General features: G+C 75.5%; 19 protein-coding genes and 1 tRNA gene. 4 read left to right on the top strand and 16 right to left on the bottom strand.

All coding sequences use genetic code 11. From position 1 onward, the window contains the following. The first annotated feature begins 126 nt into the window (after positions 1 to 126). Both DEU31_RS03580 and DEU31_RS03575 read left to right on the top strand, forming a co-directional pair. Positions 127 to 197, top strand: a tRNA-Gly gene (locus tag DEU31_RS03580). Between the two features lie 215 nt (positions 198 to 412). Next, positions 413 to 988: a TetR/AcrR family transcriptional regulator gene (locus tag DEU31_RS03575; RefSeq protein ID WP_053918353.1), complete on the top strand. Its 576-nt coding sequence runs from the start codon at positions 413 to 415 to the stop codon at positions 986 to 988. A gap of 159 nt (positions 989 to 1,147) precedes the next feature. Here DEU31_RS03575 and DEU31_RS03570 read toward each other — a convergent pair whose 3' ends face one another. From DEU31_RS03570 to DEU31_RS03540, 7 genes are all read right to left on the bottom strand, one after another. After that, the gene (locus DEU31_RS03570) at positions 1,148 to 3,601 is read right to left on the bottom strand and encodes a pyrophosphatase (protein ID WP_133675813.1); all 2,454 of its coding nucleotides are present in this window, start codon (positions 3,599 to 3,601) and stop codon (positions 1,148 to 1,150) included. Positions 3,602 to 3,633: 32 nt separating this feature from the next. After that, positions 3,634 to 5,538 carry an NHL domain-containing thioredoxin family protein gene (locus DEU31_RS03565; protein WP_133675811.1) on the bottom strand — a complete coding sequence of 635 codons (1,905 nt, stop codon included), beginning with the start codon at positions 5,536 to 5,538 and terminating at the stop codon, positions 3,634 to 3,636. A gap of 82 nt (positions 5,539 to 5,620) precedes the next feature. Next, positions 5,621 to 6,298: an HAD family phosphatase gene (locus tag DEU31_RS03560; protein WP_133675809.1), complete on the bottom strand. Its 678-nt coding sequence runs from the start codon at positions 6,296 to 6,298 to the stop codon at positions 5,621 to 5,623. Continuing rightward, positions 6,295 to 7,008, bottom strand: coding sequence for an HAD family phosphatase (locus DEU31_RS03555; protein WP_133675807.1), 714 nt, complete (start codon positions 7,006 to 7,008; stop codon positions 6,295 to 6,297). Before DEU31_RS03555 ends, DEU31_RS03560 begins: the two co-directional genes overlap by 4 nt. Before the next feature lie 64 nt (positions 7,009 to 7,072). Beyond that, positions 7,073 to 8,362: a PLP-dependent transferase gene (locus tag DEU31_RS03550; RefSeq protein WP_133675805.1), complete on the bottom strand. Its 1,290-nt coding sequence runs from the start codon at positions 8,360 to 8,362 to the stop codon at positions 7,073 to 7,075. Positions 8,363 to 8,395: 33 nt separating this feature from the next. Then, a complete protein-coding gene (locus DEU31_RS03545) occupies positions 8,396 to 10,099 on the bottom strand; it encodes an ABC-F family ATP-binding cassette domain-containing protein (RefSeq protein ID WP_133675803.1) in 1,704 nt (567 codons plus the stop codon). Positions 10,100 to 10,196: 97 nt separating this feature from the next. After that, complete coding sequence (locus DEU31_RS03540; protein WP_133675801.1) at positions 10,197 to 11,165, bottom strand: N-acetylmuramic acid 6-phosphate etherase; 969 nt, start codon at positions 11,163 to 11,165, stop codon at positions 10,197 to 10,199. Between the two features lie 108 nt (positions 11,166 to 11,273). On the opposite strand from DEU31_RS03540, the gene DEU31_RS03535 reads away from it, so the two are divergent. Continuing rightward, positions 11,274 to 12,308, top strand: coding sequence for a BadF/BadG/BcrA/BcrD ATPase family protein (locus DEU31_RS03535; protein WP_133675799.1), 1,035 nt, complete (start codon positions 11,274 to 11,276; stop codon positions 12,306 to 12,308). A 173-nt stretch (positions 12,309 to 12,481) separates the two neighbouring features. After that, on the top strand, positions 12,482 to 13,909 hold the full coding sequence (locus tag DEU31_RS03530; RefSeq protein ID WP_133675797.1) for an NAD(P)/FAD-dependent oxidoreductase: 1,428 nt from the start codon (positions 12,482 to 12,484) through the stop codon (positions 13,907 to 13,909). 75 nt (positions 13,910 to 13,984) lie between these two features. Here DEU31_RS03530 and DEU31_RS03525 read toward each other — a convergent pair whose 3' ends face one another. The 9 genes from DEU31_RS03525 to DEU31_RS03485 form a co-directional block, all read right to left on the bottom strand. Continuing rightward, a complete protein-coding gene (locus DEU31_RS03525; protein WP_133675795.1) occupies positions 13,985 to 15,739 on the bottom strand; it encodes a cytochrome c oxidase assembly protein in 1,755 nt (584 codons plus the stop codon). Then, on the bottom strand, positions 15,736 to 16,146 hold the full coding sequence (locus DEU31_RS03520) for a CrcB family protein (RefSeq protein WP_133675793.1): 411 nt from the start codon (positions 16,144 to 16,146) through the stop codon (positions 15,736 to 15,738). Before DEU31_RS03520 ends, DEU31_RS03525 begins: the two co-directional genes overlap by 4 nt. After that, a complete protein-coding gene (locus tag DEU31_RS03515) occupies positions 16,143 to 16,706 on the bottom strand; it encodes a CrcB family protein (protein ID WP_241237626.1) in 564 nt (187 codons plus the stop codon). Before DEU31_RS03515 ends, DEU31_RS03520 begins: the two co-directional genes overlap by 4 nt. A gap of 34 nt (positions 16,707 to 16,740) precedes the next feature. Further along, positions 16,741 to 18,234: a dihydrolipoamide acetyltransferase family protein gene (locus DEU31_RS03510; protein ID WP_133675791.1), complete on the bottom strand. Its 1,494-nt coding sequence runs from the start codon at positions 18,232 to 18,234 to the stop codon at positions 16,741 to 16,743. A gap of 33 nt (positions 18,235 to 18,267) precedes the next feature. Continuing rightward, entirely contained in the window at positions 18,268 to 19,275 is a 1,008-nt protein-coding gene (locus DEU31_RS03505) for an alpha-ketoacid dehydrogenase subunit beta (RefSeq protein ID WP_133675789.1), read from the bottom strand. Further along, entirely contained in the window at positions 19,272 to 20,381 is a 1,110-nt protein-coding gene (locus tag DEU31_RS03500; protein WP_133676326.1) for a thiamine pyrophosphate-dependent dehydrogenase E1 component subunit alpha, read from the bottom strand. The genes DEU31_RS03505 and DEU31_RS03500 overlap by 4 nt, the downstream gene beginning before the upstream one ends. A 106-nt stretch (positions 20,382 to 20,487) precedes the next feature. Then, positions 20,488 to 21,348: a MurR/RpiR family transcriptional regulator gene (locus DEU31_RS03495; protein WP_133675787.1), complete on the bottom strand. Its 861-nt coding sequence runs from the start codon at positions 21,346 to 21,348 to the stop codon at positions 20,488 to 20,490. Further along, on the bottom strand, positions 21,345 to 22,535 hold the full coding sequence (locus DEU31_RS03490) for an anhydro-N-acetylmuramic acid kinase (protein ID WP_243733698.1): 1,191 nt from the start codon (positions 22,533 to 22,535) through the stop codon (positions 21,345 to 21,347). The genes DEU31_RS03495 and DEU31_RS03490 overlap by 4 nt, the downstream gene beginning before the upstream one ends. Before the next feature lie 11 nt (positions 22,536 to 22,546). Continuing rightward, positions 22,547 to 24,136, bottom strand: a complete 1,590-nt coding sequence (locus DEU31_RS03485) for a glycoside hydrolase family 3 N-terminal domain-containing protein (protein ID WP_133675783.1) — start codon at positions 24,134 to 24,136, stop codon at positions 22,547 to 22,549. Between the last annotated feature and the right edge of the window lie 2 nt (positions 24,137 to 24,138).

The following is a 24,138-nucleotide window of genomic DNA, read 5'->3' as shown; positions in this document are numbered from 1 at the left end:
CCCCCGCCGGCGCCGTGCGTGAGCCCGTCCCGAATCATCCCGGTTCGCGGACCACTCCGGAGAGGGGGTATGCTGTCTCCCGTTCGCTCGGACGGCAGGCCTCCTGCTCCGGCCGGGCACCGTTTCGCGGGTGTAGTTCAATGGTAGAACTTCAGCTTCCCAAGCTGACAGCGCGGGTTCGATTCCCGTCACCCGCTCTCGCGACCAGAGCCGCGATCTCCGTCCCCGGAGGTCGCGGCTCCGTCATGTCGGGGTCATGTCAGGGGTCGAAGTCCAGGATCACGTCCGAGTGGGCCCGCGCCCTTCTCCCACCTCGCTCCCCGCCGCGGCGTGACGCGTTCCGATCCCCGCCGCGCAGGGGTCTGCGGCACACGGGTTCTGTCGAACGTCCCGGTGAGTGTAAGAATGCGGCATGCCCAAGATCATCGGAGGGTCGCTCGAGGAGCACCGCGAACGCACGCGGGAGAAGATCTTCGCCGCCCTGGCCGAGCTGCTGGAGACCCAGGAGTTCGAGACCATCACCTTCTCCCGCATCGCGGCCGCGGCCGGCGTGGGCCGCACCGCGATGTACAACCACTTCCCCGACCGCGAGACCCTCCTGATCGAGTACGCGATCCACGAGACGACGGACTACATCACCCAGCTGCGGGCCGGGGTCAGCGACTCGGCGACCCCGCGCGAGGCGGTCATCGCCTACGTGCGCACCCAGCTGGAGCTCACCGTCTCCTTCCACGTCCCGCAGGCCGCGGGTCGGGCCTCCCTCACCCCCGACGCGGCCTCGCGGATGCGCGAGCACGTGGTGCTGATCGAGGAGGTGCTCAGCACGATCGTGGAGGCCGGGATCGCGGCGGGCGACTTCTCCGCCGACCTCGACGTGACCGGCACCGTCCGGATCATCAACGGCCTGCTCGTCGGCTCCTCCGCGAAGCGCTACCCGCGCGAGGCGCTGGAGCGCTTCGTGCTGCAGGGGCTCGGCGCGACCGTCTGAGCGCGGTCGTGAGCGGCGCGGTGATGAGCGCGCTGTCGTGACCGCGCCGTCGTGAGCGCGCAGTCGTGAGCGCGCAGTCGTGACAGAGGGCCCGGCCCGCCTCCCTGGAGAGGCGGGCCGGGCCCTCTGTCCGGTCCGGGTGCTCGGCGCCCGGTCCTCTCAGCCCTTGCCCTTGCGCTTCCTGCGGGTGGGCCGGGCGGTGACGGTGACCTCGTGGCGGTCCTCCTCGTCGACCTCCCAGTCCATCGCGTCCAGGGAGTCCTCCGGGGCCTCCTCCGCGATGCGGGAGAAGAGCGGGCGGGACAGCTCCTCGTGCTCGTCCTCGAGGTCCACCTCGGGCGCGGTGGCGGTGATGACCCAGCAGGTCAGCGCGATGATGATCGCGACCACGGCGATGCCCCAGCGGAGATAGGAGCTGGTGCCGTCGGTGCTCATCCCCACCACGGCGCTCACCGCGAGCGCGGAGAGCAGCGAGGCGGTCAGCACCAGCGGCAGCGCCACCGAGCCGATCACGGAGCGCAGGATGCCGGTGAGCACCGCCCCGCCGAGCGCGCCGGAGTGCCCCCAGGAGCCGGGGCCGCCGTAGCGGCCGGAGCCGATCACGGCGGAGGCGCCGGCGAGGGTCGAGGCGGAGCCGAGGGTCCACAGCCCCAGGCCCGCCGCGGTCAGCACCACGCCGACGACGAGGCCCGGCAGGGCGGCCGGGCCGAGCCCGAAGCCGGCCACCACCGGGGCGAGCACCGCGACGACCACGGGGGTCAGAGCGGCCCGTCGCACCATCTCGGGCAGCTCGGGCAGCTCCGCGCCGTCACGGCCCTCGAGCATCGCCGCGCGGGTCTCCACGACCGCGTTCGCGCCGAGGCGGCGGGCACCGTCCAGGAGCGAGGAGGTCATCAGCAGGACGGTCACCACGCCGAGGGCGACGCCGCCGAGCAGGGTGAGCGAGGCAGGGGTCGCCAGGTGCAGTGCCCGGTCCTCCCACACGGTCGCGGCGCGCGGGGCGAGCTGCAGCGCGGAGACGACGGGGCCGAGTGCGCCGAGGCCGATCAGCACCGCGGCGAGCAGCAGCGCGCCGAGCGGGCCGGTCGCGATGCCGCCCGCGGCGCGGCGCGAGCCGCTCTCCGCCCCGGCGCGGTCCAGCAGCGTGGAGGCGAGCAGCGGCCCCGCATGGCCGGCGACCACGATCAGCGCGCCGAGGCCGGCGTGGACCGCGAGGGTCAGGGCGAGGGAGGGCACTCCGGCGGCGAGCACGGAGAGCACGGCGGCGATGAGGACCACGAGGGCGAGCGCCCCGGCGGCGGTCAGCGCCGAGGAGCCCAGGCCGGCGGTGAGGCCGAGCGCCCCGCCGGTGCGGGAGGTGCGGGCGGTGCGCAGCACGGAGCCGCCCAGGCGGTGGCCGGTGCCGCCCAGCAGCAGCACCGTCGCGAGCGCGGCGAGGGCGCCGAGGCCGAGCGCCGCGGCGACCACGACGTTCGGGGTGATGCCGTAGAGGGCGAGCATGTCGAGGAAGGCGGAGGCGTACTGCGAGTCGTCCGTCTGGGAGATGAACTGGCTCAGGTCGCCGCCGAGCTCCTCGATCTGCGGCTCGAGCTGCGCGCGCGGCGTGTCGGTGCCGCCGGTGATCGCGGGGTCGGTGAGGTTCTCGAGCCCTACGTCCTCGAAGCGGAGGTCCTTGTACTGGGAGGGGATCCACAGCGCCGCAGCGGCGACCGCGCCGGCGGTGCCGAGCACGGAGGGGATCAGCCCGCCCAGCTGCAGCGCACCGCGCTCGTGGCCCTCGCGGCCCGCATGGGGGACGACGGCGGCGACGCCCGCGGCGAGCAGCGCGGTGCCCAGCGCCAGCAGCGTGACGACGAAGCCCTCGGCCGCGAGGACGGGCACGCCGAGCAGCACGCCGAGGGCGGCGCCGGCGGTCGCGACGGCGACGAGGTCGGCGCCGAGGGCCCCGCCGCGGCGCACCATGCGGGCGCTGCGCAGGTGGGGGCCGCCGAGGTTCTCCTCGTCGTCGACGTCGAGCTCGTGCTCGTCGGTGCCGACCAGCACCGCAGCCGCGGCCGCTCCCGCCTCGACCGGGGCCGCGCTGGCACGCACCACGAGGGCGGAGATCGCGGCGCCCGCGGCGAGGGCGATGAGCGCCGGCCCGGCCGTGGTCTGCAGGAACCACACCGCGATCACCACGGGCAACGCGGCGAGCGCGAGCGCGCCGGCGACCGTGAGCGCCCCCAGACGCGGGACCATCGCCCCGCGCCGCTCGGGATCGACGCCGAGCGCGGCGAGCTGGATCGCCAGGCCCCGCCAGGCCGCGAGCGGGCCGAGCGCGAGCCCGACCAGCAGCATCGCCGAGCGCAGGATGCGGTCGTCGGTCCCGCCGGGGGCCAGGTACACCACCACGGCGAGCGGCAGCCCCACCCACAGCAGGATCGAGGCGGAGGACAGCAGCGGCGCGCCGAGCCGTCGTCCGAGGGTCGGGTCCACCTCGGCGCTGTCCTCGTCGCGCCGCAGCCGGGTGGGCACGACCGCCCCGACGACGAGCGCGGCCACGGCCAGCAGGCCGAGGACGAGCAGGGTGACGGCGAGATCGTCGCCGAGGGGGAATTGGGTGATCAGATCCACGGGTCGGCTTCAGCTTCCGTCGGCGTCAGAGGTCAGGCGAGCAGGGAGAGGTCCAGATGATCCGGGCCGCCCTCGACGACTCGGATCGGGACCCCCCAGTCCTGCTGGTGCATGTGGCAGGCGGGGAACTCCACGGCCGGGTCCGCGTCGCAGGAGGCGGCGCGGGCGCTGACGTGGAGGACGCCCTCGGCGTACGCGGGGTCGAGGGTGACGGTGCGCTCGAGCGCGGTGTCCACCCCTCCCCCGCCGGTCAGCATCGAGGTGGGGGTGGTCGCGATCGTGACCTGCGTGGACGGCCCGAGGGAGTCGTCGAGCTTGTGCCCGGGCGGCGGCGTGAACAGCACGCGCACGGTGAGCGGGCCGGGACCCACCTCGGTCGCGGGCCGCTCGGAGCGCTGGGCGCCCTCGTCGATCACGCGCTCGGCGGCCTTCGCGACCGGCACCCAGGTGATGCGGTGCGCGCCGGACTCGACGACGATCAGCTGGCCGATCCCGTCCACGGGCGGGCCGACGATCGCATCGGAGGGCTCCTTGAGGTCGGTCGCGACGGTGACGACCTCGCCGGTCTCCTCGTCCAGGAGGCGGATCGCGCCGTTGTAGGTGTCGGCGATCGCGATGCGCCCGTCGGGCAGGGCGGTCACGCCGAGGGGGTGCTGGAGGCGGGCCCGGTCGAGCGGTCCGTCCACATGGCCGAAGTCGAACAGGCCCTTGCCCACCAGGGTGCTGACCTGCATGGTCTGCGGGTCCAGGAGGCGCACCGCGGAGGACTCGGAGTCCGCGATCACGATCCGGCCGTCGGGCATCTCGTCCAGGCCCGAGGGCTGTGCCCACCAGGAGGTGACGGCGGGGCCGTCGACGAGGCCCTCCTGGGTGGTGCCCGCGAGGACCAGCAGGGCGCCGGTGGCGGGGTCGTAGGTCCACAGCTGGTGGATCCCGGCCATCGCGATCACGGCGCGGTTCAGGGAGTGGCTCCAGGTGAGGTCCCAGGGGGTGGAGAGGCTGTAGGAGCGGGCATCGCCCTCGCCGCGCGGCAGCGGCTCGCCCTGCATCCACTGCTCGCCGGTGCCGGCGAGGGTGGTGACCTCGGTCGCGGTGCGGGAGCGCAGCAGGCGGTCCTGCCCGATCTTCACGCCGCGCAGGCGGTGCCCGGCGGTGTCGGCGACCAGGAGGTCGTAGCCGACCTCCTGGGCGACCTCGGCGGGCAGGGCGAGGACGCCGTTGGGCTCGGCGAACTGGGCGGTGTCCTCGTCGCCGTCGGCATGGCCGCGCTCCCCGGTGCCGATGATCGCGTCGACCGTCGCGCCGTCGGCCTGGAAGACGACCAGGCGGTGCTGGCCCGCGTCGGAGACCACCAGCCGGCCGTCGGGCAGGACGGCGAGCTTCGAGGGGAAACGGAGGGTCTGCTCGGACCGCTCGGCGAGGACGGTCGGCGCGGGGCCGCGGCGCAGCGAGCCGTCGGCCTCGCCCTCGGCGACGAGCTCGGCGACCAGGCGGTCGAGGTTCGCGGCATGGCCCTCGCCGGAGAGGTTGCCGGCGATCCGGCCGTGGGTGTCCAGGACCATCAGGGTGGGCCAGGCGCGGGCGCCGTAGGCGCTCCAGGTCTCCAGCTCCGGATCGTCGATCACGGGGTGGGAGACCTCGTAGCGCTCGATGTTGGCCTGCAGCGCCTCGGGGTCCTTCTCGAACTCGAACTTCGGGGAGTGCACGCCGATGACGACGAGCTCATCGGCCCACTTCTCCTCGAGGGGGCGCAGCTCGTCCAGGACGTGCAGGCAGTTCACGCAGCAGAACGTCCAGAAGTCCAGCAGCACGATCTTCCCGCGCAGCGTCTCGAGGTCCAGCTCGGCGCCGCCGGTGTTCAGCCAGCCGCGGCCGCGCAGCGGCGAGCCGTGGGCGCGGGAGGTCAGGGGCGCGGAGGGGTCCGACGAAGTGGTCATGGGGTCCAGTGAACACCGGATCGGCGCCCGGGGGCCAACTCGGGTGACATGCGCGGACATCCGCGCGGGATCCCCTCCCGGGTCACCAGGTCGCGATCCAGGCCACGAGCTCGGGATCGGTGAGGGAGGTGAGGGCGAGGTCCGCGGGCGGGACGGGGTGCCCGGGGGCGGGGACCGCGATGAGGCGCAGCCCGGCGTCGCGGGCGGCGCGGGCTCCGGTCCCTGAGTCCTCCAGGGCCAGGCAGTCCTCGGGCCGCTGTCCCAGGGCGCGGGCCGCCGCGGCGTACATGTCGGGGGCCGGCTTGGGGTTCTCGACGGTGTCCGAGGCCTCCAGGACGGTGAAGTGCTCCCGCAGGCCGCCGGCGACGAGCTTGTGGTCCAGCGCCTCGAGCCAGGAGTTCGAGGCGCAGCCCAGCGGCACCCGGGCCGCCGCCGCCCGCAGCACCTCGGCCGCGCCGGGCAGGGTGCGCACCCCGCCGGAGAGCTCGTGGTCGAACTCGCGGTGCAGGTCGGCGAGGACTTCGGCCTCGGTGTGGCCGGAGCGGCGGGCGATCAGCTCGGCGGCGACCTCGATCGTCGAGCCGTGCAGCACGGCGTCGTCCTCGGGGTCCAGGACCGCGCCGCGCGCGGCGACGACCGTGTCCTGGGCGCGCTGCCACACCGACTCGGTGTCCAGCAGCAGGCCGTCGCAGTCGAAGACGACGGCGCGCGGGGTCCAGTCGCCGAAGGCGCGGGCGAAGCGGTCGGGCGCGGTGCTCATCGGCGGGCCTCCCAGGTCGAGATCCAGTCGGCGAGGACGGGGTCCTCGAGGGAGTCGAGCCGGCGCGGCGCGACGGGGTCCTGGCCGGGGATCGACGGCACCGCGATGAGCTGCATCCCGGCGGCGAGGGCGGCCCGGGCGCCGGTCTCCGAGTCCTCCAGCGCCAGGCAGTCGGCGGGGTCCGCGCCGAGCGCCGCGGCGGCGGCGAGGTAGAGGTCGGGGGCCGGCTTCCCGGCGGCGACGTCGTCGAGGGAGACCCGGGCGTCGAAGGCGGCTGCGAGGCCGAGCGCGTCGAGGGTCCGCTCCAGCAGGTCCCGCGGGGAGTTCGAGGCGACGGCGACGGGGCGCACCGCGGCGACCGCCCGGACGGTCCTGACCGCTCCGGGCAGCGGCACCAGCGGCTCCTCCAGACGCTCCTGGTGAGCGGCCATGAGCTCCGCCCCGGCGCGGTGCGGGTCCTTGCCGATGGCCTCGGCGATCGCGGTGACCACGACCTCGATCGGCCGGCCGGTCAGGGCGCGGCGCGCCTCCGGGTCGAGGGACGCGCCGTGGTCGGCGAGATAGTCCTCCTGCAGCGCGAGCCAGCGCCCCTCGGTGTCCACCAGCAGTCCGTCGCAGTCCATCACCACGGCGGCCGGGGACCACGCGGGCGGCCACGTCTCCAGCGGGGAGGGTGCCAGGAGGGCACCGGGGTCGCTCGCATCGGTCATGGCCCCAGCCTAACGATCACCGCGGCCCCGGCGTCCAGCGAGCTCCCGCCCGCGGAGCGGCCGCTCAGGCCGACACCGCCGCGAGCCCCTGCTCCAGGTCGGCGAGGATGTCGTCGATGTGCTCGATGCCCACGGAGAGGCGGACGAAGCCGGGGGCGACGCCGGCGGCGCGCAGCTCCTCCTCGGTCAGCTGCGAGTGGGTGGTCGAGGCGGGGCGGATGACGAGGCTGCGCACGTCGCCGATGTTCGCCACGTGCGAGTGGAGGGTGAGGGCGTCCACGAAGCGGCGCCCGGCCTCGAGGCCGCCGGGCAGCTCGAAGCCGAGCACGCTGCCGGAGCCCTTCGGGAGATAGCGCCGGGCCCGCTCGTGGTGCGGGGAGGAGGGCAGGGAGGCCCAGGTGACCGTGCCCACCCGCTCGTCGGCCTCGAGGAAGTCGGCGACGCGGCGGGTGTTCTCCAGGTGGCGCTCCATCCGCAGCGGCAGCGTCTCCAGGCCCTGCCCGATGAGGAAGGCGTTGAACGGGGAGACGGCCGGGCCCAGGTCGCGCAGCAGGTTGGTGCGGGCGCGGGTCGCGAAGGGGCCGGGCACGCCGGCGAAGACGAGGCCGTTGTAGGACTCGTCGGGCTCGGTGAACTGGGGGTACTTCTCGGCGTGGGCGGTGAAGTCGAAGCTGCCGCCGTCCACGATCGCGCCCGCGATCGAGGTGCCGTGCCCGCCGAGGAACTTGGTGGCCGAGTGCACGACCACGTCCGCGCCGTGCTCGAGGGGGCGCAGCAGGTACGGGGTCGCGACGGTGTTGTCGACGATCAGCGGGACGCCGACCTCGTGGGCGACGTCGGCGAGGGCGCGCAGGTCCGGGATGTCCTGCTGCGGGTTCGGGATCGACTCCACGAAGAAGGCGCGGGTGGTCCCGTCCGCGGCGGCGCGCCAGGAGGCGGGATCGGTCGGGTCCTCGACCCACTGCGGGGTGATGCCGAGGCGGGTGAGGGTGTGCTTGAAGAGGTTGAAGGAGCCGCCGTACAGGCTCGGGGAGACGGCGACCGAGTCGCCGGCCCCGGCGAGGTTCAGGATCGACAGCGTGATGGCGCTCTGCCCGGAGGCGAGCAGGAGCCCGGCCGCGCCGCCCTCGAGCGCGGCGATGCGGTCCTCGACCGCGGCCTGGGTGGGGTTGGTGATGCGGGTGTAGATCGGGGCGGCCTCGGCGAGCGCGAAGCGGTCCGCGGCGGACTGCGCCGAGGGGAAGACGAAGCTGGTCGTCTGGTGGATGGGCAGGGCGCGCGAGCCCGCGTCCGTGTCGGGGGTCTGCCCGGCGTGGACGGCGAGGGTCTCGAACTTCTGGGGCTGGTGCGTCATGGCTGCGCTCCTCCTGGGCGTCGGGGGCTGCGCTCAGCCTGTCCGCCGCGCGCCGGCAGGGCGAGCACTGTGAACGTCTGTGTCGCCTAGCTCGAGCAGCTCCCCGTCCCAGCGGCGGCGCAACCAGCGGTCGTGGGAGGCGATCAGCACGGTCCCGCCCCAGTCCGCGAGCGCGGCCTCGAGCCGGGTCGCGGTGACCAGGGCCAGGTGGTTGGTGGGCTCGTCGAGGATCAGCAGCTCGGGCGGGTCCAGCAGCACCGCGGCGAGCATGACGCGGCGCAGCTGCCCGCGGGAGAGGGTCTCCAGGGGGCGGGCGAGGTCGCGGGGGTGGACGAGACCGAACAGCTCCGGCTGCTCGTCCTCCTCGAGGCCGGCGGCGCGGCGCAGATGGGCGCCGACGGTCCGGCCGGGCACGGGATCGTCGTCCTGGCGGAGGTGCCCGATCCGCAGCGAGCGGGGCCGGCTCACGGTGCCGGAGGTCGGCGCGAGCCGGCCCGCCACCACGTCGAGCAGGGTCGATTTCCCGCTGCCGTTCGCGCCGGTGACCAGCAGGTGCTCCCCTGCCGAGAGGGCGAGGGAGACCGGTGCGAGTCGGCCTTCGACGGCGACGTCCGCCAGGGCGAGCTGGACCTGGCCGGCGCCGCGGGGCGCGTCGGGCAGGTGGGTGAGCTCGAGCTCGGCCGGGGGCTTCCTGACCTGGTCCTGCTCGAGCTGGGCGAGGCGCTGCTCGGCGTCGCGCACGTGTCGGGAGACGCGCACGGCGTTGCGGTCGGCGAAGAACTTCCGTGCGATCTTCACCTCGGCCCGGCTGCGGGACTCGCGGCCGAGCGTGTGGGCGTCCCGGGCGACTTCCCGCAGCCGGGTCAGCTCCTCCTGCTCGGTGCGATAGCGGTGCTCCCACCGGTCGCGGGCCTCGTAGCGGGCCAGCAGGTAGTCGCTGAAGGTGCCGGTGTAGGCGGTGAGCCCGCCGGGCTCCTCGCCGAGCGGCGACTCGGCGGGGTCGAGGTCGAGCTGGGCGGAGGTCGCGTCGTCGAGGAAGGCGCGGTCGTGGCTGGCGATGAGGACGGGGCCGGGATGGGCGGCGATCGCCCCTGCGACGAAGGCGGCGGCCTCGTCGTCGAGATGGTTCGTCGGCTCGTCGAGCAGCCAGCTGGTGGGGCGGGCGATCAGCAGCTGCGCGAGCGCGAGCCTTTCGCGCTGACCGCCGCTGATCTCCCCGAGCGGGGTGTCGCCGGGCAGGTCCGCGAGGCCGAGGCCGGCGAGGGTCTCCTCGGCGCGGCGCTCCGCGTTCCAGACGTCGGCGAGGGTGGCCTCGGCGAGGACGTGGTCGTAGCGGGCGGCGGCCGCGGCGGTGCCGCCGGCGAGCTCCTCCCCCGCCGTGATCAGCTCCCGCTCGAGGCGCCGGGAGCGCTCGAGCGCGTCGGCGAGGACGCCGGCGAGCGGGGTGCGGGGGCCGAAGGGCAGCTCCTGGCGCAGCATCCCGACGGGGCCGGGCACCTCGCAGGTGCCGGCGTCGGGGTGGAGGTCCTCGGCGAGGACCCGCAGCAGGGTGGACTTTCCGCTGCCGTTCTCGCCGAGCAGCCCGGTGGGGCGCCCGGCGGGCACGACGAGGCTCACGTCGGTCAGGACGCGGCGGTCGGCGGCGAGGCCGGGAAAGGTGAAGGAGATCCCGTCGGCCCGCAGGTGCAGGGAGGGGTCGGCGGCCGCGGGGGCGGCGGACGGGGTGTGGGAGGGCATGGATCAGCTCCTCGGCGCGGAGGGACGGCGGGCGCGGGGCTGATCACAGACGCATGGCGACCACGGTAGGGGCCGCGCCCCGGCGCCGTCGAGGGAATTATCCGCCCAGCGCCGCGACCGCGGAGCGGATCCCGGCGGGGTCGCCGATCCGGCGGGGGTCCCGGGGGAAGTCCTCGAGCGCGGCGGCCGACGCCCGGGCGTCCGTCCCGGACAGCAGCGCGACCAGCGCGACGCGCACGCTGCCGCCCGCGTCCTCGAGCACCCGCGCCGCCTCCTCGGGCTCGGCGCCGCTGGCCTGGACGAGCATCCGCACGGTGCGGGCGACGAGCTTCTCGTTCGTGGGCCGCACCTGGATCATCAGGTTCCCGAAGGTGGTCCCGAGCCGGACCATCGTCGCGGTGGAGAGGGCGTTGAGGGTGAGCTTCTGCGCGGTCCCGGCCTTCATGCGGGTGGAGCCGGTGACCACCTCGGGGCCGACGTCGAGGAGGATCGCATGGTCCGCGAGCGGGGCGAGCGGAGCGGCGGGGTTCGCGGAGATCAGCGCGGTGGGCATCCCCGCGGCGCGGGCGGCCTCGAGCGCGCCGGCCACGAAGGGGGTGCGGCCGCTCGCGGCGAGGCCGATCACGACATCGCCCTCACGGCACTGCTCGCGCACCAGCTGCGCGCCCTGCGCGGCGGAGTCCTCGGCGCCCTCGACCGCGGTGAGGAAGGCGCCGGGCCCGCCCGCGAGATGGGCGGTGACCATCGACTCGTCGGCGTCGAAGGTCGGGGCGAGCTCGACCGCGTCCAGCACCGCGAGCCGGCCCGAGGTGCCGGCCCCGAGGTAGTGGACGGTGCCGCCGTCCGCGATCGCCGCCACGCACGTCTCCACCAGCGCGGCGATCTCGGCGGAGCGCGCCTGGACCGCCGCGGCGACGGTCGCGTCCTCGCCGAGGATCACGTCGACCATCCCGCGGGCGTCGAGGGTGTCCAGCTCGGCGCTGGCGGGATTGCGCTCCTCGGTGGGCGAGGCGAGCCCCACCAGGTCGACGTCGAGGCGGCTCGGGTCCCTGCGGGGGTTGCTCACGTGGTCTCCAATGATCGGTGGGCGTCGCACGGGACAGCGTAGGACAGGCGGGCGCGGCCCCTACGATGTGGGGGACGCTCGACGGGGAACGCTGGAGGAGGGAGCCCTATGCGCCAGCACCTGGTGCTCGCCGGGGATGTCGGGGGGACGCGCTCGCGGCTGGTCGCCGCGTCGGTGGGCGGCGGGCTCCTCGCGCAGGTCGAGGGGCCGGGAGCGAACCTCCGCTCCTCGGGTCCGGCGGCCTTCGACGCGCTCGCGGCCACGATCGCCGAGGTGCTCGAGCAGGCCCGGCTCGCACTGCGCGCCGCCGACGCGGACGTCGACGACGACACCTCCGACGGGCCCGCCGGCCCGCTCGCCGACGGCCCCGCCGCCGAGGTCGCGGCGGTCGCGCTCGGCATCTCCGGGGCGGGGCCGGCGCGTGCGGCGGAGGTCCGCGCCGCGGTCGGCGAGCGCCTCGACCCGCTCGGGATCCCCGCCGAGCGCCTCCTGGTCACCGACGACCTGCACACCGCCTTCCTCTCCGGTGGGGTGGGCGACGACGGCCTCCTGGTGCTCGCCGGGACCGGCGCGGTCGCGGTCCGCTTCCGCGACCGGGAGGCGATCGCCCGCCGCGACGGGATGGGCTGGCTGCTGGGCGATGTCGGCTCCGCGGTGTGGCTGGGGCGGCGCACCCTCGAGGCGGTCGCCGCGGACCTCGACGCACGCGGCCCCCGCACCCTGCTGACCGAGGAGGTCGGCGCCGCGCTGGGCCTGGACCTGCGCGAGGGGCTCCGCCCGCCCTCCCCCACCGGCGACCCGCGCCAGGACCTGATCCGCGCGCTCGACGAGCACCTGCCCGCCGGGGCGCCGGCGGCGCTGGGACGCTTCGCGCCGCTGCCCGCCCGGGTGCGGGAGGACCCGGTCGCCCGCGGCATCCTCGCCGCCGTGATCGAGCACGTGCTGGACACGGTCGAGGCGCTGGATCCGGAGGCGGTGCTGCCCGTGGTGCTCGCCGGCTCGGTGCTCACCGGTCCGGGCCCGATCCATGACGAGGTGACGGCCTCGCTGCAGGACCGTCGCCGCTCCGTGAGCCCCGCGCCCGACGGGCTGCCGGGTGCGCTGCTGCTCGCCCGCGAGCTCGCGGACCGGGTCGCCGGATGACCCGCGCACGTCGCCTGGTGCGCCACCAGGTGGCCCTCGCCCGTGTCATGACGACGCCCATCACCACGCTCGGCGTCTCAGCGGTGATCACCGCGGTCGCCTGAACCGCCCCCGCGCGGAGACTAGGATGACGGGCGTCAGCAGGCCGTCCACCCGGAAGAAGGCTCCTTTCGATGCCCGAGCTCCACGACCAGATCCCCACCCGTGAGAAGGTGCTGATCATCGGCGCCGGCCCCGCCGGCCTCGCCGCCGCGGCATCGCTGAAGGCGCTCGAGGTGCCCTTCGACATCGTGGACCGCGCCGACCACGTCGGCGGCATCTGGGACCCCGAGCGGGAGGACTCCCCGATCTGGCCGACGATGGAGATGATCTCCTCGCGGGAGCAGACCCAGTACGAGGACCTCCTGCAGCCGGTCTCCTTCCCCGAGTTCCTCACCCCCGCGCACATGGCGAAGTACCTGCGCGCCTACGCCTCCCGCCACGGGATCACCGACCACTTCCGCCCGCGCACCGCCGTGCGCGCCGCACGCCCCTTCGAGGAGGGCGTGTGGGAGGTGGAGCTCTCCACCGGCGAGATCGGGATCTACCGCGCGGTGATCTCCGCGCACGGCATCTCGCAGCGCCCCCACCGCCCTGACTGGGCCGCCGACGTCCCGGGCACCGTGCAGGTCGTGCACTCCTCGGAGTGGACCGGCGCCGACGGTCTCGAGGGCAGGCGCGTGCTGGTCGTCGGCTCCGGCCAGTCCGCCGCGGACATCGCGGTCGACGCCGCCCGTCGCGCGCTCGAGGTGCGCTGGTCGATGCGCACCGGCCACTGGGTCGTGCCGCGCCGCATCGCCGGGATCCCCGGCGACGTCGCCTCCGCGCGCGAGCCCGCGATGCTCGGCGGGCTGAACGCGAGGATCGCGGAGACCGTGGTGCGACGCACCGTCGGCGACCCGGTCGAGGCCGGTCTGCCCCGCCCGGCGCAGCCCCTGCTCGAGGACCGCGTGATCGTCTCCGACGACCTGCTGCAGCGGGTCCGCGAGGGGCGCATCACCCCCGCCGGCGAGGTCCAGGGCGTGGACGCCGAGGGCGTGGTCACGCACGCCCGCGGCCGCGACGCCTTCGGCACCGACACCTACCGTGCGGACCTGATCGTGCTGGCCACCGGCTACGAGACCGGGGCCGACCACCTCCCCGAGGACCTCGTGCCCCGCACCGCGAGCGGCGAGAGCGACCTCTTCCTCGGCGCCTTCGCCCGCGGCCGCGACGACCTCGTGATCCTGGGCCAGCAGCGGGTCTCCGGCGGCGTGCTGCCGCTCCTCGTCGAGCAGGCCGACATCGCCGCCTACATGCTCGCCGCGACCCGTGACGGCGGCACCTCCCCCGCGCTCGAGCAGTTCCGTCGCGTGCGCGGCGGCGCCGAGGCCGCGATCCCGGCCCGTCCCGCCCCCGCCTCCGGCGGTCTGCGCGGCCGGCTCGAGACCGCCGTCGGCACCCGCCGCGTCACCCCGCGCGAGGTCCCCTCAGGCGCCGGCGCCCAGGAGGGCCTGGTCCCCGCCGTGGACCGCGAGACCCAGCTCGCGCGGCTCCGCTCGGTGCGCAGCCTCTTCGGCTGAGCACCCCGGGGCCGACGCCCCGCCGCACGCTCCGACGAGGGGCCCGCGCCACGGCGCGGGCCCCTCGTCGTGCGGTCAGCCGCGGCGCCCGCGGATCCGCAGCGCCACCCCGCCGGCCACGAGCGCGACGAGCACCACGACGACGAGCACGAGCGTGCCCGCGGACTGCTGATCGGCGAGCGCGTCGGCCCGCCAGGTGCGGCCGGTCGCGCCGAACCAGCTCGCCGCCAGCAGGCGCTCCGTGCTGCGCAGCGCGATCCCCCCGGCGGCGCCCAGCAGCAGCGGGACCGCCGCGACCCAGGCCCGACGCGGCGCGGGCGCGAGCCGCACGGCGAGCGCGATCAGCGCACCGGCGGCGAGGGCCAGCAGCTGCAGCGCGAGATGGGCGGCGTGGCTGTCCAGGGCGACGCGGAGCAGCGGCGGGCTGATGTAGCAGGCGGCGAGCAGCAGCGGCCCGGCCGCGGCGAGCAGCGCCGCGAGCGGCCAGCGCCCCTCCAGCAGGGTGCGCAGGCGCGGCGGGACGGTCATCGCGCAGCCCAGCAGCACCCCGGCGGGCACGAGCAGCAGCACGTGCTGGAGGACGTGGGCGGAGACGAGCACCTTGCCGTACACGTTCAGCGGTCCCGAGGTCAGCAGCACGAGCGCGGCGGCGCCGAGCAGGAGCTGCAGGCTGCGTCCGCGCGGACGCGGCGGGGCGCTCGGCCGCCACCACAGCAGCAGCAGGACGCAGGCGAGCGCCGCCCCGAAGGGGTCCGGGCGCCACTGTACGAGCACGGTGACGAGGTCCGGGGCGGGCGGCAGGGGGTAGCCGGTGAGGGTGCCGGCGGTGCCCGCCGGCGGGGTGCTCTCCTCCGCGGGCGGCGGGGAGGAGCTCATCGCCGCGGCGAGCGCGACGGCGAGACCCATCAGCGCCAGCTCGAGCAGGGCGAGGCGCCGGTAGGTCCCCAGCGCCCGGCGCCCCTCGGCGTCCGTGCCGAGCCCGGTGGCGAGCTGGCGCCGCTGGAGCGCGCCGAGCAGGCCCAGGAGCAGCAGCACCACGGCCTTGCCGAGCCCGATCTGCACGTACGCGCTGGTGAGGAGCTCCGCGGGGGTGTTCATGCGCACCGCGAGCGCGAGCACCCCGCTCAGCGCCAGGGCGATCCAGCAGATCAGCGCGAGATGGGAGAAGCCTCGCAGCACGCGCACGTCGTCGCGGCTGCGGCCCGTGAGGACCTGCAGCACGGCGAGGCCGCCCAGCCAGATCCCCACCGCCAGCAGGTGCACGAGCATCGTGGAGGTGGCGATCTCGTGGGTCTCGTCGCCTGCGGCGTGCCCGGTCATCGCGGCGGCGAAGGCGACGACGGAGGAGAGGACCGCGACGGCGCGGGCAAGGCCGACCGAGGTGCCGAGCACGGCGACGGTGGTGGTCGCCGCGGCGGCCAGCAGCCCGCACAGGAGCCAGACGCCGAGCTCCGTGGCGAGGAAGACTCCGAGGTCGGAGCCGAAGCGCGGCGAGCCGACAGGCTGTCCGGTCGCGATCGCGTAGGAGAACGTGAGGGAGGCGCCGCGGGCGAGGGTGGTGGCCGCGGCGGCGCCCGCGACGATGCCGAGGGCGCGGGCGCGGTCGGCCTCCTCGCGCAGGAGCCAGCCGGCGACCACGGCGCCGCCGAGGGTGAGGGCGGCGGCGAGGTCGGCGAGGGTCGCGGCGACCGGGGCGCCGATCCGGGCGACGGGGCCCGCGTCCAGCAGCACCAGGTTGTCGCCGCCGGCGGCCTCGGCCGCGAGGACGGCGAGCAGGCTCAGCACCGCGAGGGCGGGCAGGAGGGCGAGGAGGGTGCGGCGCAGCGTCATGAGGCGATCACCAGTCCCACCCAGAGGACGCCCATGCCGGTGCCGACGCTGAGCATCAGGTAGGCCAGCGCGATCGAGTAGGCGCCGCGGCGGACGAGCACGACGATGTCGTGCGCGGCGGTGGAGAGGGTGGAGAGCCCGCCGCAGAAGCCGCCGCCGAGCAGCACGTAGAACACGCCGCCCGCACCGGTGGCGGAGCCGAGCCGCGCCACGACGATGCCGAGCAGGAAGCAGGCAGCGACGTTGACCAGGAAGGTCAGCCAGGGCACGAGCTGCTCCCCGTTCTCGATGCCGCGGGTGGCGATCATGCGGGTGCCGGCGGTCTGCACCCCCCAGCGGGCGACCGCCCCGAGGCCGCCGCCCACGCAGACCACGGCGAGGCTGAGGACGAGCTGCAGCGCCGTCATGCCGCCCCTCCGTCCGTCGCCTCGAGCCCTCGGGCGCCGAGGCGGTTGCCCAGCAGCAGGCCGAGGACGATCGCGCCGAGGCACAGCGCGAGGGTCAGCGCGGCGTACAGCAGGGCCAGCAGCGGGAAGTCCGCGCCGATCATCGCCGAGCCCTCGAGCACCACGGTGGACATGGTCGTGAAGCCGCCGCACAGCCCGGTGCCCAGCAGCGGGCGCATCCACGGCCGTCCCTCGCGAACCTCGAGCACGCCGTTGAGCGCGCCGAGCCCGAGGGAGCCCAGCACGTTCACGGTGAGGGTCGCCCACGGCACCTCGACCAGCGTGGGGGTGGTCACGGCGGGGTCGAGCACGGTCAGCAGGAAGCGGAGCATCGCCCCGAGCGCCCCGCCGGCGGCGACGAGCAGGGCGATCCGCCAGGTCGCCGGCGCCGGACGGACCGGGCCCGAGACGAGGGTCTCGGAGTCGGCGACGTCCACGTCGCGCAGGGCCGTCATCTCCACGGTGTGCATGCGGGGGTCGTCGCGCCGCGGCGGCGGGGAAGTGGGCGGGCTCGAGGTCACCGCACAAGGGTACTAAGGAGCGACCTCTCGCCTCTCAGCCCCAGACCAGGCCCAGGGAGGGGTCCTCGAGCACGGCGGAGACGTCGCGCAGCAGCTCCGCGCCGAGCGCCCCGTCGATCAGGCGGTGGTCGAAGCTCAGCGAGAGGGTCGCGGCCCGGCGCGGCTCGATCCGCCCGTCCACCACCCACGGCTTCTCCTTGATCGCGCCGACGCCGAGGATGGCGGACTCCCCCGGGTTCAGGATCGGGGTGCCGGAGTCGATGTCGAAGACGCCGTAGTTGGTGATGGTGATGGTGCCGTCGCGGGTGTCGCGCAGGGAGGTGCGCCCGGCCCTCGCGGTGCGGGCGAGCTCCCCGATCCCCTCGGCGAGCTCCCGCAGCGTCATCAGGTGCGCGTCCTTCAGGTTCGGGACGATGAGGCCGCGCGGGGTCGCCGCGGCGATGCCGAGGTTGACGTAGTGCTTGTAGACGATCTCCTGGGCGTCCTCGTCCCAGGAGGCGTTGACCTCGGGATTGCGGCGGATCGCGACCAGCAGCGCCTTCGCGATCACGGCCAGGGGGCTGACCTTCACGTCGGCCCATTCGCGCGAGGCGCGCAGCTGGGAGACGATCCGCGTCACGCCGGTCATGTCGATCTCGTTGAACACCGTGACGTGCGGGGCGGTGAAGGCGGAGGCCACCATCGCCTCGGCGGTGCGCTTGCGGACCGAGCGGATCGGGACGCGCGTGGTGCGCTCGTCGCTCGTGACGCCGGAGAAGGGCTGGTCACGGGTGGTCTTCATGACGTCGCCGAGGTGCTCGGGCGCCTGCGGGGACTCCTCGGGGAAGTACGCACCGGCGCCGTCGTGAGCGGCGGGCTCCGCGCCGTAGGAGCGCTGCTGGGCGTTGAGCACGTCCTGCCGGGTGACGGTGCCCTCGGGGCCGGTGGCGAGCACGTCGTGCAGCGCGATGCCGAGGTCGCGGGCGAGCTTGCGCACCGGCGGCTTGGCGAGGATCCGGTCGATGGGGACCTGCTGCTCCGCGGCGGGCTGCGCGGGCTGGGTCCGGCGTCGGCGGCGGCGCGTGCCGGTGGCCCGCTCCCCGTAGCCGACGAGGTTCTTCGGCTCCTGCGCGGCCGGCGCGCCCTCGCCCTCGCCCGCGGCGGCGGGCTGCTCCGTCTGCCCCTCGGCCTGCTCGGCGGCCTGCTCCGTCGCCTGGGCGGAGAGCTCGGCGGCCGACGGGTCCGCCTCCGCCGCTGCGCCGGAGGGGGCGGCGGGTGCCGGGGACGGGGCGGTGCCGCCGGTGGTGTCCACGCGCATCAGCGGGGCGCCGACGGGCACCTCCTCGCCGACGGCGACGAGGATCTCGACGACGGTGCCGGCGACGTGGCTGGGCAGCTCGACGGCGCTCTTGGCGGTCTCGACCTCGACGACGGGGTCGTTGATCTCCAGGCGGTCGCCGACGGCGACCTTGATCTCGAGGATCTCGGCCTCGGTGAGGCCCTCGCCGGGATCGGTGAGGGCGATCGTGACGATCGAGGAGGCGTTCATGGTCGTGATCCTTTCACGCGGCGGGCGCGCGGGTCAGTGCTCGAGCAGACGGTCCACGCCGTCCAGCACCCGGTCCAGGTCGGGGAGATAGGCGTGCTCCATGCGGGAGGGCGGATAGGGCAGGTGGTAGCCGCCCACGCGCAGCACCGGCGCCTCGAGGTGGTAGAAGCACTGCTCGGAGATGCGGGCGGCGATCTCACCGCCGAGCCCGCCGAGCACGGGGGCCTCGTGGACGATCAGCAGGCGCCCGGTGCGCCGCACCGAGTCCGCGATCGTGGGGTAGTCGACGGGGGCGAGGGAGCGGGCGTCGATCACCTCGAGGTCGAGGCCGTCGGCAGCGGCGGCCTCGGCGCTCTCGAGGACGACGGGCATGCTCGGCCCCCAGGCGAGCACCGTCGCGTCGGTGCCGGGGCGCACCACCTGCGCCTGCCAGGGCGAGAGCTCGGGGCGGTGGTCGGGGTCGACGTCGCCCTTGACCCAGTAGCGCCGCTTGGGCTCGAGCATGATCACGGGATCCTCGGACTCGATCGCCTGGCGGGTCATCCAGTACGCGTCCTGCGCGGTGGAGGGGGCGAGGATCCGCAGGCCCGCGGTGTGGGCGAAGAGCGCCTCAGGGCTCTCGGAGTGGTGCTCGACCGCGCCGATGCCGCCGCCGTGCGGGATCCGGATCACCATCGGCATGTTCACCCGGCCCGAGGTGCGGTTGTGCATCTTCGCGACCTGGGTGGTGATCTGGTTGAAGGCGGGGAAGACGAAGCCGTCGAACTGGATCTCGACCACGGGTCGGTAGCCGCGCAGGGCCAGGCCCACGGCGGTGCCGACGATCCCGGCCTCCGCGAGCGGGGTGTCGACCACGCGCTGGGAGCCGAACTCGGCGTGGAGCCCGTCGGTGACGCGGAAGACGCCGCCGAGCACGCCGATGTCCTCGCCCATCAGCAGGACCTTGTCGTCGGCGGTCATCGCGTCGCGGAGCCCCGCGGTGATGGCCTTCGCGATCGGGAGGGTCGTGGAGCCGGCTCCCTGGTGCTGCACGGCGCTCATGCGCTCGTCCCCTCCTCGTCCTCGAACTGGGCGACGTAGGCGAGGTACTCCTCGCGCTCGACGTCGACGATCGGGTGGGGCTCGGCGTAGGGGTGGTCGAACATGCGCACCGGGTCGGGGTCCTCCATGCCGTGGATGTGGTGGTGGAGCTGCATCGCGAGGTCGTGCGCCTCCTCGTCGCAGCGGGCGACGAAGGCCTCGTCGATCTCGCCGAGCTGCTCGAGGTGGCGGCGCAGGCTCAGGATCGGGTCCTTCTCCGCCCACTCCTGCTCCTCCGCGGCGGGCCGGTAGCGGGAGGCGTCGTCGCTGGTGGTGTGGGCGGCCATGCGGTAGGTGAGGGCCTCGACGAAGACAGGTCCGCCGCCGGAGCGCGCCGAGTCCAGGGCGGTGCGCACGGCGCCGAGCACGGCCAGGACGTCGTTGCCGTCCACGCGCACCGAGGGGATGCCCCAGCCGCGGGAGCGCTGGGCGAGGGGGACGCGGGTCTGGACGGAGGTGGGCACGGAGATCGCCCACTGGTTGTTCTGCGTGTAGAACACGACGGGGGCCTGGAAGGAGGCGGCGAAGGTGAAGGACTCCGAGACCTCCCCCTCGCTCGAGGCGCCGTCGCCGAAGAGGGCGAGGACCGCGGTGTCGGTGGCGCTGTCGCCGGTGCCGACGACGCCGTCGCGCTGCAGGCCCATCGCGTAGCCGACCGCGTGCGGGGCCTGGGAGCCGAGCACGATCATGTACGGGTGGGTGCGCAGCTCGTTGGGGTCCCAGCCGCCGTGGCTGACGCCGCGGAACATCTCCAGCAGGCGCCACGGCTCGATGCCGCGGGCCCAGGCGACGCCGTGCTCGCGATAGGTGGGCACGAGGTAGTCCTGCTCGCGGGAGGCGTGGCCGGCCCCGATCTGCGCGGCCTCCTGGCCGAGCGCGCTCGCCCACAGGCCGAGCTGGCCCTGGCGCTGCAGGCTCGTCGCCTCGAGGTCCGCGGCGCGGATCATCACCATGTCGCGGTAGTAGCCGCGCAGCCGCTCGGGGGTGGCGAGTCCCGCCTCCTCGAGCACGGCGTCGAGCTGCTCGTGCGGGGTGCGGGTGCCGTCGGGCCCCAGGAGCTGGACCATCGGCTCCTCGGCCGCGACGTCGGGGATCGTGGATCGGAAGACGCTCACGGGGGCGAGCGTAACCTACGGTGCCGTAAGTTCCAAGGAGGGGACGACCCTCCCCGCCTCAGCGCCGCCGGGTGCCGAGGGCGGCGCGGGAGCGGCGCAGCGCCCCCTCCCCCGCGTCCGGCAGGGCCGCCGCGAGCGCGATGAGCAGGCAGTCCGCGATCGCGAGCTGGGCGATGCGGGAGGAGGTCGCGCCGGCGCGGAAGGACGGCTCGCGCGAGGCCGTGAGAAGCACCTCGTCCGCGCCGCGCGCGAGCGGGCTCGCCGGGGCGCCGGTGACGGCGAGGGTGACGGCGCCGGCGGCGGCGGCGAGCTCGAGCGCGTCGAGCACGTCGACGGTGCGCCCGGAGTCCGAGATCGCCACCAGCAGGTCCTCCTCGCCGAGCCCGACGACGGCGGGCAGGGCGTCGTGCGCGCTGGTCAGGGCGTGGGCGGAGAGGCCGAGGCGGGTGAGCTTGTACTGCAGGTCCAGCGCCGCGAGCCCGGAGGCGCCCACCCCGATCAGCAGGATCCGCCGCGCCGCGGCGAGGCGGGCGGCGATCCTCGCGAGCTGCTCCAGGTCGAGCAGGCGCACGGTGTCCCGCACGGCGCGAGCATCCGCCGCGGCGATCCGATCGACCGAGACGGACAGCGGGTCGCCCGGGTCGATCTCCAGGGGGAAGGCCAGGTCGCCCTGGTCCCCGACCGCGCGGGCCGTCTCGGCGACGAGCGCGGCGCGCAGCTCCCGGTAGCCGGTCAGCCCGAGCTCGCGGGCGAGGTTCACCACGGAGGACTGCGCGCAGCCGGCCGCGCCGGCGAGCTGGTCGATGGTCATCGTCCCCGCGGCGAGGGGATCGGCGAGGATCACCTCCGCGATGCGGCGCTGGACGGGGCGGAGGTCGTCGAGCCGGCCGCGGAGGTCCTGCAGCAGCGCGGCGCTCACCGCCCCTCCTCCGGGACGAGGCGGAGACGGCGGACGGGCAGGGCGTCGGCGGGCGCGGCGTGGGCGGCCGGGCTGCGGTGCGGCGGGGTGAGGGAGCCGAGCACGACGGGGGTACGGGCGCCGGTGTGCGCGGTGCCGTCCGGGAGGGCGAGCGTGCCGGGCAGTCCGTGGGCGCCGTGATGGCCCAGCAGCGCGATCAGCAGCGCCTCCTTGCCGTCGGCGGGAATGTCGAGCTGGTCGGCGTCGAGCAGCGGGAGGGGGTCCAGGCGGGCTCCGAGCCGTGCGCGCAGCAGCGGATTGCGGATCCCGCCGCCGGAGGCGACGACACGGCGGGCTCCGAGCGGGGCGACGGCCCGGGCGATCGTCACGGCGGTGAGCTCGACCAGGGTCGCCAGCAGGTCCGGCAGCGGCAGCGCGGCGAGCGCCTCGTCGCCCAGCACGCGTCGCACGTAGCCGGCGTCGAAGTGCTCCCGTCCGGTCGAGCGCGGGAGGGGGCGGGAGTAAAAGGGCTCGGCGTCGAGCAGCCGTGCGAGGGCTGCGGGGTCGACCACGCCCTGGCGGGCGAGGGCGGCGTCGTGGTCGGCGGGGGCACCGGTCGCGGCGTGGACGGCGGCATCGAGCAGCGCGTTGCCGGGTCCGGTGTCGCCGGCGACGAGCTCCTCGCCGCCGACCAGGGTGAGGTTCGCGATCCCGCCGATGTTCAGCGCCGCCGTCGGCTCCTCATGGCCCAGCAGCAGCTGGTCCAGCAGCGGGGCGAGCGGTGCGCCCTGGCCGCCGGCGGCGACGTCGGCGGCACGCAGGTCGTGCAGGACGGGCAGGCCCGTGGCGGCGGCGAGGCGGGAGGCGTCGCCGATCTGGAGGGTCGCGCCGACGGTGCCGTCCGCGCGCACGTCGTGGTGGAGGGTCTGGCCGTGGGTCGCGACCAGGTCGGCGCCGCCGTGGGCGGCGAGGACCCGTGCGGCGGCCGCGGCGAAGGCCTCGCCGACCGCGGCGTGCAGGCGGTTCCAGGTCGCGACGTCGGCGGGCGCCGGGGACAGCGCGGCGCGCAGGGCGTCCCCCGTCCCCTCGGGCCAGGGCTCCTCGCCGAGGTGGACGAGCCTCGCCTCGAGCACGGAGGGGTCGGCCGGATCGCGGGTGAAGTCCACCAGCGCCACGTCGATCGCGTCCAGGCTGGTGCCGGACATCATCCCGAGCACCCTCATCGCGCTCCCCCGCCGGCGGCGTCTCCCTGCAGGAGCAGGTCGACGACGGCGCGCATCATCGTGCGGCCGCCGCCGTGGGCGAGGACGAGCAGGCGGTGGTCGGGGGCGGCGGCCGGGACGCCGGTGTGCACCACGATCGTGTCGGGGCGCTGCGCGAGGAGCGCGGCGAGGCGTCGGCCCTCCTCGGCATCGCTGCGGGGCAGACGGGTCACCGCGAGCACCTGCGCGGCCGGGTCGCCGTGGGAGGACCGCGACGGGAGATCCGGTCCTCCGTGGGGCGAGGGCGGCTCGGGGTACCGGTACTGCTCGGGCCCGCCCTGCTCCGCGGGGTCGGACGCGTCGATCCCGCGCTCGCGCAGCGCCGCGACCAGCTGCTGGGTCCGGGCGCCGGAGGCGTGCTGGGCCCGATGGCGCAGGTCGAGCACCACCACGGGCCGCCCCTCGAGGCGGGCGTGGCCGTGCCGGGAGCGGACGGCGCGCGCGGCCGCCTCCGCGCCGAGGGCCTCCCCGTGCGCGAGGGCGTCCTCGAGCTCGGGGGCCGGGACGAAGCGGCGACGGGTGCGCAGGCTGCGCAGCCGCTCCCGGGTGCGCTCGGCGCGCTCGTGCAGCGATCTTCGCGGGATCCGCCCCGAATCGACCGCGGCGAGGATCGCGTCGTGGGCCTCCCGAAGCATCTGCTCGTCGTCCCGGCGCAGCGAGGTCCCCAGGCACAGCAGGTCCGCGCCCGCCTCGAGGGCCCGGACCGCCGCCTCCCCGTACCCGGGGTCCTCGGCGACGGCGGCCATGTCGAGCGCGTCGGTGATGACCAGGCCGTGGAAGGTGCCGCCGACGGCGCGGTCCAGGAGCGGCCGCGACCAGGAGGCGATCGAGGCGGGCCCCTCCCCGAGCGCGGGGACCAGCACGTGCGCGGTCATCACGGCGTCGAGCCAGGGCGCGATCCGCCAGGGCGCGAGGTGCTCGGCCTCGAACTGCGCCGGGCCGAGGTCGATCCGCGGCAGAGCGGTGTGGGAGTCGGTGGCGGTCGCGCCGTGGCCGGGGAAGTGCTTCGCGCAGGTGCCGATCCCGGCGTCGATCAGCCCGGTCGCGAAGGCGCGGGCGTGCAGGGCGACCCGGTCGGGCTCGTCGCCGTAGGCGCGGGTGCCGATCACGGGGTTCGCGGGATCGGTGGAGACGTCGAGCACCGGGGCGAGGTCCAGGTCGATGTCGCAGGCGGCGAGGAGGTCGCCGAGGGCGCGCCCGGCGTCCCGGGTGAGCTCGGGGCCGTCGGCCTCGCCGAGCGCCCAGGCCGTGGGCAGGGACGAGCCCGTCCGCGCCTGGAGCCGGGTGACGTCCCCGCCCTCCTCGTCGATCGCGACGACGCAGTCCTCGGACCGGGCGTGGACGGCGCGAGAGAGCTCCCGCGCCGTCGCGGGATCGGGGGTGTTGTGCCCGAAGAGGATCACGGAGGCGAGACCGTCCTCGAGCGCCCCGTCGAGCCAGGCGGGCACCTCGGTGCCGGTGAAGGGGGCCATCAGCACGCCGAGCACGTCGGCGTCGTGTCGGGGCCGGGGATCTGCGGCGCCCGGCCCGGAGGGGATGCTGGTCATGC

The organism is Brachybacterium sp. AG952 (assembly GCF_004362645.1).
GTDB classification, from domain to species: Bacteria; Actinomycetota; Actinomycetes; order Actinomycetales; family Dermabacteraceae; genus Brachybacterium; species Brachybacterium conglomeratum.
Note: the sequence above shows the minus strand (reverse complement) of the source record. Positions and strands in the feature narration are given on the sequence as shown.